Source organism: Staphylococcus sp. HL28, assembly GCF_021117155.1.
Classification (GTDB): domain Bacteria; phylum Bacillota; class Bacilli; order Staphylococcales; family Staphylococcaceae; genus Staphylococcus; species Staphylococcus warneri.
Map to the genome: position 1 here is coordinate 436,394 of NZ_CP088218.1, position 12,684 is coordinate 449,077.

At 33.8% G+C, this 12,684-nt stretch carries 11 protein-coding genes; 1 reads left to right on the forward strand and 10 read right to left on the reverse strand.

The window, feature by feature from the left end:
- Positions 1 to 50: 50 nt before the first annotated feature.
- The 3 genes from LPC11_RS01985 to LPC11_RS01995 form a co-directional block, all read right to left on the reverse strand.
- Positions 51 to 929, reverse strand: a complete 879-nt coding sequence (locus tag LPC11_RS01985; RefSeq protein WP_023374095.1) for a LysR family transcriptional regulator — start codon at positions 927 to 929, stop codon at positions 51 to 53.
- Between the two features lie 274 nt (positions 930 to 1,203).
- A complete protein-coding gene (aldA, locus tag LPC11_RS01990; RefSeq protein ID WP_023374093.1) occupies positions 1,204 to 2,631 on the reverse strand; it encodes an aldehyde dehydrogenase in 1,428 nt (475 codons plus the stop codon).
- A 94-nt stretch (positions 2,632 to 2,725) separates the two neighbouring features.
- Positions 2,726 to 3,775, reverse strand: coding sequence for a YkvI family membrane protein (locus LPC11_RS01995; RefSeq protein WP_023374091.1), 1,050 nt, complete (start codon positions 3,773 to 3,775; stop codon positions 2,726 to 2,728).
- Between the two features lie 322 nt (positions 3,776 to 4,097).
- Between LPC11_RS01995 and LPC11_RS02000 the strand changes: the two genes are divergently transcribed.
- Entirely contained in the window at positions 4,098 to 5,885 is a 1,788-nt protein-coding gene (locus LPC11_RS02000; RefSeq protein ID WP_023374089.1) for a cation:proton antiporter, read from the forward strand.
- 108 nt (positions 5,886 to 5,993) lie between these two features.
- Here the strand turns inward: LPC11_RS02000 and LPC11_RS02005 are convergent, their stop codons facing one another.
- The 7 genes from LPC11_RS02005 to LPC11_RS02035 form a co-directional block, all read right to left on the reverse strand.
- Positions 5,994 to 7,958 (reverse strand): fructose-bisphosphatase class III, encoded by a 1,965-nt coding sequence (locus tag LPC11_RS02005; protein WP_023374087.1) that lies wholly within the window; start codon positions 7,956 to 7,958, stop codon positions 5,994 to 5,996.
- 298 nt (positions 7,959 to 8,256) lie between these two features.
- On the reverse strand, positions 8,257 to 8,868 hold the full coding sequence (locus LPC11_RS02010; protein ID WP_002466988.1) for an undecaprenyl phosphate transporter UptA: 612 nt from the start codon (positions 8,866 to 8,868) through the stop codon (positions 8,257 to 8,259).
- 113 nt (positions 8,869 to 8,981) lie between these two features.
- On the reverse strand, positions 8,982 to 9,980 hold the full coding sequence (locus tag LPC11_RS02015; RefSeq protein ID WP_104681550.1) for a HesA/MoeB/ThiF family protein: 999 nt from the start codon (positions 9,978 to 9,980) through the stop codon (positions 8,982 to 8,984).
- Positions 9,980 to 10,747, reverse strand: a complete 768-nt coding sequence (locus LPC11_RS02020) for a thiazole synthase (protein ID WP_023374084.1) — start codon at positions 10,745 to 10,747, stop codon at positions 9,980 to 9,982. The genes LPC11_RS02015 and LPC11_RS02020 overlap by 1 nt, the downstream gene beginning before the upstream one ends.
- 1 nt (position 10,748) lies before the next feature.
- Positions 10,749 to 10,949, reverse strand: a complete 201-nt coding sequence (gene thiS / locus LPC11_RS02025; protein ID WP_023374082.1) for a sulfur carrier protein ThiS — start codon at positions 10,947 to 10,949, stop codon at positions 10,749 to 10,751.
- The gene (thiO, locus tag LPC11_RS02030; RefSeq protein ID WP_041613713.1) at positions 10,933 to 12,048 is read right to left on the reverse strand and encodes a glycine oxidase ThiO; all 1,116 of its coding nucleotides are present in this window, start codon (positions 12,046 to 12,048) and stop codon (positions 10,933 to 10,935) included. Before thiO ends, thiS begins: the two co-directional genes overlap by 17 nt.
- Positions 12,041 to 12,631, reverse strand: coding sequence for a thiamine phosphate synthase (locus LPC11_RS02035; protein ID WP_023374078.1), 591 nt, complete (start codon positions 12,629 to 12,631; stop codon positions 12,041 to 12,043). Before LPC11_RS02035 ends, thiO begins: the two co-directional genes overlap by 8 nt.
- Between the last annotated feature and the right edge of the window lie 53 nt (positions 12,632 to 12,684).

Here is a 12,684-nt window from a genome sequence, read left to right on the forward strand (position 1 = left end):
GGGTGAATTGAAACAGACATGAATCAGTTTGTTTGTATTCACCCTTTTTATTATATTTTAAAGTAGCTTTCATGTTTGATTAAATAGTTTTCAATAAACTTGAAAAAGGCTTCGTTTGCTGGATTGAGGGTCGTATCTTTTAAAGTTGAAAGATAAATAGGTTGATTGAAAATAAACTCTTCATCTTCGATATATGGCAAATTTAGGTCCCTACATGATGAAATAGGAAGAAAGGAAAAGTTATTGCGTTTTGATAATACGGAGGATATGAAGTGATCATCTACATAGTTTTCGTTATCAACAGATATATGTTTATAAGATAAGACTTCTTTAAACATACGATTAAATTCTGTATTTTGAGAAGAAAATAAAAATGATTTATACAAATCAGGATCACGTAAATCAAAGTGTTGGCCATCTAAATATTTAGGGTATGTGAGTACAATATCTTCAGTAATAATTTCCTTACAATGAATATGAGGATGCGTCAACGCCATGGTATTCAATGTAAAGTGAATGTGTTGAAATAATAATTTCTGAATCATTTCACTGTTACTAATAATATCAATATTAAAGTTATTATCTGGATATTGATCAATAAATTGGTCAAATATTGTCATCATAAATCGACTGCTAGATGTAGCGAAACGAACAGTATGTAGACGCATTGATTCATTCTCATTAATGATATCAGTGACTTGGCTTAATTCATTGAAAATAGTGTGTGCAGACTCAAGTAGAAGTTGACCACTTTCTGTTAATTGAATGCTACGTCCTTTTTTAATAAATAATTGCGTATTTAATTCATTTTCTAACTTTTTAATGGTCATACTAAGTGCTGGTTGGCTAATATATAACTTTTGCGCTGCTACAGTATAGTTTAAATATTCGGCAACATAAGTAAAATATTTTAAATGTAATAACTCCATGTAGGACCTCCTTTGAGATGAATTGAAAATGATATAATTCGTTTTAATTAAGGGAGTGGGACAGAAATATATACTTATATCCCAGCCTGAGGCATTTGATTTATAGATCATTTGTTAGTTTGATTAGGATGTTGTGATAATTAATATAATTACATTATACCTTTATTATAAATCTTATTACAGGTATTAAACCTATGCAAATTGCAAAGGATAAAGTTATGTAAATGTATATTAAGCAATAAAAAAGAGCACATATTGATGTGCTCATGAAATATTATTGATATCTAATATAAGACACTGTAGTGTTGTAATATTCCTCGAATCCATGAATACCATCGGCACCACCTAGACCAGATTCTCTCCAACCGGCATGATAACCATTCACAACTTCTTCTGCTTCACAATTGGCATATACTTCACCAAATTTAAGTCGTTCCGTAGCTGTCATGACTTCTGATAAATCATTAGAAAAGATATATGAAGATAGTCCGGCATTAGTGTCATTAGCATCATCGATGACTTGCTCAAAGTTGTGGTAAGTTGTGATAGCTAAAACAGGGCCGAAGATTTCTTCTTTAAATACAGCATCTGTTTGTTTAACATGATCAAGTACTGTTGGTGCATAGAAGTAACCAGGACGATCTAGTTTGTGACCACCTATTACAAGTTTAGCGCCATTTTGCACTGCTTCTTGTACTTTATCATCAATACTATTTAATTGGGTTTTATTGATTATCGCACCGAAGTCAGTTTTATCATCTAATGGATCTCCGACTGTGAGAGATTTCATTTTTTCTGTGACTTTATCTACAAATGTATCGTGGATATCTTCATGCACAAAAATTCGTTCCGGGCATGTACATACTTGACCTGCATTTTTAATACGTGCAGTGACAATATAATCTACAGCTTTGTCTATATTAGCGTTAGGTGTGACAATCACTGGTGCATTGCCACCAAGTTCTAAATTGACTTTTTTAACTGTACTTGCCGCATTTTCGAATACTGCTTTACCAGCACGCATACTACCAGTTAATGAAATAAGTTGGATGTCTTTATGTTGTGCTAATTGTGTACCTACTGTTTCTCCTGTGCCTGGTACAATTTGAACGAGTCCTGCAGGAATGGTAGATGCCTTGAATAGTTGAGCAAGACGTAATGTGAGTAACGTTGTTTCTTCGCTTGGTTTAATAACTACAGAACAACCTGTTACGATAGCAGGAATCACTTTACGTAGTAATACTAAAATAGGTGCATTCCAAGGCACAATGCCAGCTGTGACACCAATAGGCTTTTTAGTAAGTTGAATTGTTTCATTTTCTACACTATTTTGTAATACTTCTCCCTTATTACTCATACTTAAACTAGTCATATAATCAATAAATTGTATGGATTTATCGATTTCACCTTGAGCTTCAGCTAATGTTTTACCCTGTTCTTTAACGTATAATTGAGCAAGCTCATCTTTATTTTGTTCAAATAGAGGAATAAGCAATTTAACATGTTCAGCACGGGTAGGTTGTGGGATTTTTTCCCATTCTAATTGTGCTTGTTTCGATTTTTCGATAGCTTGATTGACTTCATCCTTTGTCGCGAATGTGATGGTATCTATCTTTTCTCCTGTAGCTGGATTAATCACATCCATAGTTTCATTCGAGTTACTTTCAATAAATTCGTTATTAATAAATAATTGATTCGTCATCTCAAACACCTCCATAATTTATATTCCCTAAACTAACGATGATTAAATATAAAAAAGGTCGGCATGAAAATATGCCAACCTGTCATTTCTAAATTTAATGTTTTTTAAATCCTTTATAAAATATAGGAATCAAGAGAATAAAACCAAATAATCCCATGATAGGGAAGACTTTACCAATAAGTGAAATGAAACCTACAAAGGTACATATGAAAGTCACGATAGCCATCGAAATAATTAATATAAAGTATCTCTTTGAAAAAGGCGTACTAAATCGAGCAGCAAAAGCATACATAAGACCAACAACGGTATTGTAGATCACTAAAATCATGATAACTGACATGATAAGACCAATCGAAGGCGAAATATTTTTAGCTAATAATAAAGAAGGGAGTGCGACATCCTTAATTTGGTCAAATTCTGTAACTAAGCCTAAATTAATCATTAATAGTAAAAATGTAATAATTAAACCGCCGATTAAACCACCATAAGTAGCAGATTGGCGATATTTTAATTTGCCACCCATCACTGAGAAGAAACTAAATGCAGCAGCTATTTGTAAGCTAGCATAATTGATACCATCAAACCACCAACCTGGTGACATGGATGGATGATGATGTGCATAATGATTAGCTGCTTCAAAGTTAAGGTGTCCTGATGCAAAGTAATAAATTGCAATCATTGTCACGACGGCAACGAGAAACGGTGTGACACCACCTAGGACTGCAATTAGTCGATCAAATTTTAAAAATAATGTTAATAGTATTAATATGACAAGCAACAGTGAACTTAGCCAGTAGGGTAGTCCAAAGCTTTCATGTATCGTGGATGCACCACCTGCTGTCATAATAATCGCTAAAGAAAATAAAAAGACGGTTAATATTAAGTCAAATACTTTAGCAATTGTTGGATGTAGGTAGTAATGGACAGATTCAGAATGATTACCTGATTGTAATCGATATCCTGTTTTTAAGACTAAAATACCGCCAACTGTGATGATAGCACCTGTGATGGCAATACCGCCAAGACTATATATGCCATGACTCGTAAAGAATTGAAAGATTTCCTGACCAGTCGCAAATCCTGCACCTACGACGACGCCTACAAATGCAAACGCCACGATGATGGATTCTTTAAAAATATTCATTGTCGTTCTTATCCCTTCATGTCTAAATTGATTTTATTATAATTTTAAATTTTTTTATCATGAAAATGCGTATCTTTTTATTTTAGACGAATTAACATAAAAAATAAACACATCAGTACATCTAATATGGACGATTGTATGAATATGGTGTACTAATGTTGTGACAAAGATCATAAAATTAAAGCGAAGCGGTAGCAAAGACAAATGATAAACTATAGAATTTTAAGTAAGGGTAATGCATTCGTACAAATACTTTGATAGTATTATCAAATATTGAATTTTTTAGAGTGAAGTAAGTGTAATAATTGAAGAAGGTGTAGTTATGATTTTTGATTTACCTTTAATGTTAATGATTGTTGTGTTTTTAGCGTTAGGTATTTTTAGTCAGTGGTTAGCAAATAAAATTAAATGGCCATCGATAGTTGTGATGGCCATAGTAGGGCTATTAGTAGGTCCGGTACTAGGGTTTGCTAATCCGAAAGAAGCGATGGGGTCAGATGTCTTTAGTCCTATCGTATCACTCGCAGTAGCGATTATTTTATTTGAAGGAAGTAGTAACTTAGACTTTAGGGAACTTAGAGGTATCTCTAAAGCGGTTATTAGAATGATTACAGTAGGGGCAGCAATTGCATGGATTCTAGGTGCAGTTGCCTTACATTACATCTTAGACTTCCCGTTAGCAGTATCATTAGTAATGGGCGGTTTATTTTTAATTACAGGTCCAACTGTCATTCAACCACTATTAAAACAAGCTAAAGTGAAGAAAAATGTTGATTCGATATTACGGTGGGAAAGTATTATTTTAGATCCGATAGGGCCAATGTTAGCACTAACAGCTTTTTATGCGTTCCAAATTATCGATGATGGTATTAGTTTTTTAGTGATTGTACAATTCTTCTTGAAAATTGTATGTGTCATTGTTATTGGATTTGGCGCATCTTTCCTATTCAATTGGTTAATAAAACATGATTTAATTCCACAAAGTTTAATGCCACCGATTCAACTCGTATTTATTTTATTGATTTTTAGTATTTGTGATGAAATCTTAGCAGAATCTGGATTACTTTCAGTCACTATTTTTGGACTGATGATGGCACGAAATAAACGTCATGACTTAATGTTTAAAGAATCAGATCATTTCATTGAGAATGCATCATCTATACTTGTATCAACCGTATTTATTCTCATTACATCATCATTAACGAAAGATGTTTTATTAAATGTACTTTCATGGCAATTAGTGGTGTTTAGCATTGTGATGATTTTACTTGTAAGACCGATATCCGTCATTGTCTCTACATTTAGAACTGAAATATCAATACGGGAGCGTGCAAGTGTAGCGTTAATGGCACCAAGAGGGATTGTTGTATTAACAGTAGCGCAATTCTTCTCAAGTTTATTTATGGATGATGGTGTTAAAATGGCGCAATATATCACACCAGTAACATTTGGACTCGTATTTATTACCGTTGTGATTTATGGATTTAGCTTTACACCATTAAGTAAATTATTAGGTGTGGCCAGTAATGAACCACCTGGTGTAATTATCGTTGGAGAAAGTGAATTTTCATTTCACATAGGTAGCATGCTTAAAGAACATGGTATTCCAGTGATGATGTTCAACTTATTTGAGAATACATCTGACAAAGCGCATCAAGAAGGATTTGAAGTCTTTAAAGGCAACTTATTATCCAGTAATGATCGAATATATTCAGATTTATTGAGATATAACAAATGCATCTTAATGACTAAATCTTTTATATTTAATAGTTTAGCATTTAATGAGCTTGTACCAGAGTTTGGTTTGAATAACGTTGATATGATGCCCGTATCATTCAATGATGAACAAGCCCGCAATAACATGAATGGTCCAATTCGAAATCATATATTATTTGATGAGAACCATACACCAAGATGGTTTGACCAATATATAACACAACATAATATTATTGAAGTGCCAGCTGAAAGATATGATGATATTACGCACAAAGATATGTTGATTTATTATATTAGTGACAGTAAAAAAGTGACATTTAAACGCAGTCAACGCACATTACCAAAAGAAGATCACGGTGTTTATGGTATCTTGAAAAATGTATATGATGAATAAACAATGCTAATTTATGATTAGAATGATTTTGAATATCAACAACAACCCCCTCACTAGAACTCGTAGTGAGGGGGTTGTTTATGTGTAATCATGTATGTCGTTTTTTATTTATTTTAAATAGCGGTCATGCATTAATATTTTGAGAATATCTATTTGTGATTGTAACTCCTGACCAACATTCGTATCTTTGATTTTTTTACGTGTGAGTTCTTCATCTACAACACGTTTGACTGATAATTCATCAGTACCATCTGACAGTACCTTTTCTTTTGTATTGAATTCTTGGTGCGCTACCAATTGCATACCAAAGGAGTTATATAATAATGTATACCCTGCTATGCCAGTGGTTGATTGATATGCTTTTGAAAAACCACCATCAATAACTAACATTTTGCCATTCGCCTTGATTGGGTCTTCGCCATCAATTTCTTTTACTGGGGTATGTCCATTAATGATACGGCCTTCATCTGGATTCAAACCAAAGTCACTTAACATTTTACGAATCATATCTACATCTTCACGAAGATAGTAGTATGGATTCTTCACTTCTTTGTGAGATGCTTTATCTTCAATAAAGTAACGTTCAAATGTTGTCATAGCACGTTTACCAAATAATGAAGAATATTTACCCGTCCATAAATACCACACTAAATCCGTAGATAAATCATCTGTGATTTCTTTGTCATCGAATGCTTTTCTCACATGATATTCAAAGACATCTAATAGCTCACGTCCACTATGCATTTCACCGTCAATTTCAAATGATTCCATTTCACCATTTTCATCAACAGGGATACAACCATGTATTAGTAAATTGCCATTGTATGGTAAATATAATTTACCTTCTCGCATTAAGAATGACATGTGACGACGTAATTTCTCAGATTGTTGGAATGATAATAGTAGTTTGTCGATGACTTCTTGTTCTTCTTCCAGTAAGGCTTCAGGGTGTTGGCGATCAACTGTTTGGAAACATGTATCCTTCAATGGGTACGTTTTACCGTAAACAGTGATTTCATTGTTGTCAAAATCGATTTTTTCAAGTACTAAACGTTCTTCCATTTCAAATGACGGTCGACGTTTAATGATTGGCATTTCAAGTTTGAATTGAATCATCGCAATGGCTTGATGGATCTTAGTAATTTGATGTTCTTCGCGTTGAGTCAAGCTAACTTCTTTATCTGGACGTTTTTTAGGTTTGAAAGCAGGATTATCGCCACTATAATATTTCTCAGCCAAAGTAAGTAACGGTCTTAAGTTGATACCATACGCATCTTCAATAATATCTAAGTTGTCGTAACGCGCACAGATTCTAAGTAAATTAGCAAGGCATACCTTTGAGCCGGCATATGCCCCAATCCACAGCACATCATGATTTCCCCATTGAATATCTACAGAGTGATAATTGATTAATGTGTCCATAATTTTATCGGGTTTTGGACCACGATCGTAAATATCACCAACAACATGTAAATGGTCGACAACGAGGCGTTGTACTGTATAAGAGAGACCAATAATTAAATCATCAGATTGTTCTAACTCGATGACTTGATTGACTAATGTTTCATAATACGTCTTTTTGTTTTGATATTCATTATTTTTATAAAGTAATTCCTCAATAATATAGACAAATTGTTCTGGTAAAGCTTTGCGAAGTTTAGAACGTGTATATTTTGAAGAGCAATATTTGATTAGCTCAATTAAACGTTCGATGGTTGTAATATACCAAACGTTAAGTTGTCCTTTGGCATTGAATTGATTTTTAACGAGTTTTAGTTTGTCTTCTGGGTAGTAGACAAGGGCGGCTAAATCATTAATTTCTTTTTCGCTAAGCGTCTCGCCAAATATATCATTAATTTTAGCTCTTACATTACCAGAGCCATTTCTTAAAACGTGTTGGAATGATTCATATTCTCCGTGTAAGTCACTTACAAAGTGCTCAGTACCTTTTGGAAGTTCTAGGATTGACTCTAAATTAATGATTTCAGTTGCTAGCTTTTCAGCACTATCAAATTGTTGAGATAGTAAGTCTAAGTATTTTTTCTTTAGTTCATTTTCAGTAATATGTGTCATGTCTGTCACTCCTATTTATAAATTCCGCTCAAAACCAGTTATTACAATAATTAATGCGCTTACATTTGATTATCAATAAAAATTTAACAATTTTCAATAGCAAAGCATTAATTGAAAAGATATTTTTAAATTTAGAAAAAACGTAATGATTTCAAACATTAGAAATAGCAATCACAAGATTTTCTAAAAGATGTGATTAAAGTGATAAGAAATGAGCCTTGTTAATTTAAAAGACAGGAAAATACAAAAAAGCCAACAAAGTGAGCACACAATGTTGGCTTGGGATAGCTTTAATTAATTATTTTACGCGTTTACGTTTGACAAAGTATCTGATGACGAAATAAATAACGGCGATGATGATAATGACATACATAATTCTAGAATACGTATGGATACCATTCATTAGGGCGCCAAAGCTATCACTTAAAAGACGACCTAGTAAAATTAATGCGAAGTTCCAAATCGTTGTACCAAGAAGTGAAAGTGATGTGAACTTCACAATATTCATACGGTTAATACCTGCGGGGATAGTAATTAATACACGTAATACCGGTATGAAGCGGCAAAGTAAGACTGCCCATGCACCGTATCGTTTAAACCAATCATTAGCACGTTTTAAATCACTACTTTTTAATTTCATCCATTTACCATGACGATCGACAAAACGGTATAGCTTTTCTTCAGAAATAAGACGGCAAATATAATATAGAATTAATAATCCGATAAATGATGCAATTGTCGCAATGATTAATAATGTCCAAATGGATAAATGAGATTTAACTGACAATAAACCTGCAAAGGTTAAAATAATTTCCGAAGGGACTACAGGTAACACATTCTCTAACAAGATGAGAATGAAGATAGCCGTGTATCCCCACTGACTAATAAAATTCGTAATAATTTGTTCCATTTATATGAATAGACTCCTTTATGCATTGAAGCATATTACTTAAGTAATATAGTTTGGTAAAACCATTATAATAAAAATAATACGTAAATGCTTGTAAAAGGGGAGTCAGTTAGTCATTTTATTGATTTTAAGAGTTGATGATAAAGTGCATGAACATCTGTCTCTTCTGTAATACCGTGTACATTCATACGGCCATCTTTGAATAGTGTGAACGTCAATTCATTGTGTTGAATTAATTTAACAAATGGCGTGGATTTAATCATATGTCCCGGGAAATCTGAAGCATAATTAAAACTATGATTAGGCAATCTAAATCTTACTGAATCTCCACACAATGGTTCGATCGCATGATTTTGTTTTTCATTTAATACATCATATTGTTGGAAATGACATACAGGACATTGATCATCCTTTAATTGGCTTATATTTATTGATTGATGTTGAATGTTAAACGCATCTAATGTGATTAATTGTTGGGAAAACCCATATCCACTAATATAACGTATAGCTTCAGCCACTTCGTAACTCGCTACAATCGAAATGATAGGTGGCAAGACGCCGTTGATAGCACAACTTTCGCCCGTTTGAGGTATTTGTTGTAATAAACATTTAAGGCATGGTCCAGTAAAATTAATACCATAAACGGTGCCTTTGCTACCGACTGCAGCACCATAAATCCAAGGGATTTTTAATTTATGACATACTTCATTAATAAGATAACGAATTTTAAAATGGTCCATGCCGTCTAAAATAATGTCTGGTTGAAAGTCTTTAATGATGTCTTCGATATTTGTAGATAGCAATTCTTGATGATAGGTTTTTAAATGTACATGATGATTAATGGTATGGACTTTCTGTTTAAGTGCCTCAACTTTAGATGTCATATATTGTGCATCTTGCTCATCATACAAAGTTTGGCGATGTAAATTGGATAATTCCACAATATCCATATCAACGATGGCTAAATGGTGGGCACCCATGCGCGCTAATTGGTCTACCATATGACTGCCTAATGCACCTGCACCAAGTATCATGATTTTCGTTTGTTCTAATTGAGCCTGTCCTATTTCTCCAAAAGGTTGAAAGCGTGTTTGTCTTTCATAGCGTGACATTATAAGAAGCCTAAGCCTTCTGTTGGACTTGATGCTTGTGCTGTATATTTAACAGGAATACGACCAGCTTCATATGACAATCTACCGGCTTGAATACCTAATTTCATTGCTTCGGCCATTTTAACGGGATCTTTAGCTGCAGAGATAGCCGTATTTAATAAAATCGCATCAGCACCTAATTCCATTGCTTGACAGGCATCTTTAGGAGAACCGATACCGGCATCAACTATCACTGGGACGTTAGCATTTTGAATAATATAACTTAGATTAAGTGGATTATTAATACCTCTACCTGTACCAATAGGGGATGCTAATGGCATCACTGCATGGACACCTAGTGCTTCTAACTTTTTAGCTAATACGAGATCATTAGAGATATAAGGACAGACAACATATCCTTTTTCTAATAGTACTTTACAAGCTTCATACGTTTCAAAAGGATCAGGTAATAGTGTTTCATCATCACCAATGACCTCAACTTTAATCATGTCGCATACACCAGCGTGATTTGCAATTTCCGCAATACGAATGGCTTCATCAGCAGTTTTAGCACCTGCAGTATTTGGAAAAGTAATGAAATCTTTTAAGTTCACATTAGCTAGTGGGTTTGGAAGGTTTTTATCATATAAATTCATACGTCTTACTGCAAATGTTAGTACGTTTGTTTCAGCTGCTTTAATTGCTTCGGATTGAGTTTGTTCATCATTGAATTTACCCGTACCTAATAATAAACGAGATTTCAATTCTAAATGACCTATTTTCAACATATTATCCGCCTCCTACAAATTCTAATAATTCTAAACGATCATCTTCTCTGACAATCTGATTGTCAAAATCGTCTTGCTTAATTAAAGATTGATTATGTTCAACTACCACACGTTGAGGGTCTAATTCTAATGATTTTAATATGTTTGTAATCGAATCTTCGTGTTCAAAGGTAAATAAATCTCCGTTAATGATGCACTTCATTTTGCTCACTCCTTGATAAACTAAATGCTGAATAGCTGACTGGTTTAGTTCCGGATAATAGCCAATTGGCAATATCTTGACCTATTATAGGCGATAAAAGTATCCCGTTACGATAATGACCAGTGATTATAAACAAGCCGTCATCGATTTGATCCATGATAGGTAATTCATGTTCTGTGTAAGGTCTTATGCCTGACCATTGTTTAAGAATATGACCATGCGATAGTTCAGGTATACGCTGTTGAGCATGATTGAGTAACCATGAAACGCCCACATCACTATTACCGACACTATAATTATTGAATTCGCTCGTCGCTCCAATTAGGAAACGATGTTTTTCCTTTGGAACTATATAGCAACCATTCGTCATGAACACAGTATGGTTTAATTTAAGTGAAGGTTGTTCAACTAAGATTACTTCTCCTTTAACACCAATGACTTGTCTTGGTAATGCATTATCTTTTAATAGTTGAGTTGACCAAGCACCACCCGCAACGATTACTTTTTTAGCGTGGATATCGCCATTATTTGTTGTAACTGTGTAATAACCATTATTGTGATGAATATGTTGTACTTCTGTTTGATAATAGCGATGCACATCTCGTTGAATGACTGATTGTAATAAAGCTTTGGTATAGCGATTGGCATTGATTTGGCCGTCTTTTGGAATATATATGGCTAAGTCAGTTGGTTCGACATGACCATTTGACAATTTAAATAATTCATCATCTGAGAGTAACTCAACACTAGGGTCTTTTGATTTAAGGAAGTCATATTGTTGAGTTAACCGCTTTACGTCTTTGGTTGATGATGCCATTTTAATTAATCCAGATTGTTGAAATTCAATATCAATGCCTGTTTCATGATAGAGGGCATCACTTAATTTTGGGAACAAAGACCTAGACGCTAGAGCTAATTGAAATAATTCACTATCAGTTGTGAACTCATTTTGAGCGCCTAACATGCCACCGGCTTTATAAGAGGCATGCATACCTGGTATATCTCGGTCTATAATAGCAATATCTAAATGTGATTGGCTAAGTTGTCGAGCTATCGACATACCTATCACACCAGAACCGATAATAAGAACATCATGCATGAGAATACCACTTCCTTTTTAAAGAGTTAATTTCGCTAACGGTAGAGGTCATGAAAAATGAAATTGAACATAGACCATCAAATTCAGTAGGTAATTGTGAAATGGTAGAGAGGGAAATACCGCCTATAGCATAAATCGGAATATCAATCTCCAGTACGTCATGAATCTCTTGAATTGTTCGTGGATGTTCATCTGGGTGCGACGATGTAGGGAATATGTGACCGAAAAAAACATAATCTAATTGACATTCATGGCAATGTTTAACCATTTCAATATTATGCGTTGACATACCGACAATTAACTCTGGATATTGTTGTTTTATTAAAATTGCTAGTTCGTCATTTTCTTTAAAATGAATACATTGTAAATTTAAAGCTTTAAGTAATTTAACATTACTGTGAATGATTATTTTATCTTTGGGAAATCCAGCTTCAATGAGCTGTGTAATAAATCGGCGTAACTCAAAAGTAGACATAGGTGTTCTAAAGAGTAAGCCATCAATGGCCGGTTCTATAGTTATAAAATGCTTTAAATCTTGTTGCGATAGTTCTTTATAAAAAGTTATTGCAATAAATATATACATCACCTCAACAAAAAAACGCTATTTCCACATAGTAGGGAAATAGCGTTAAATTG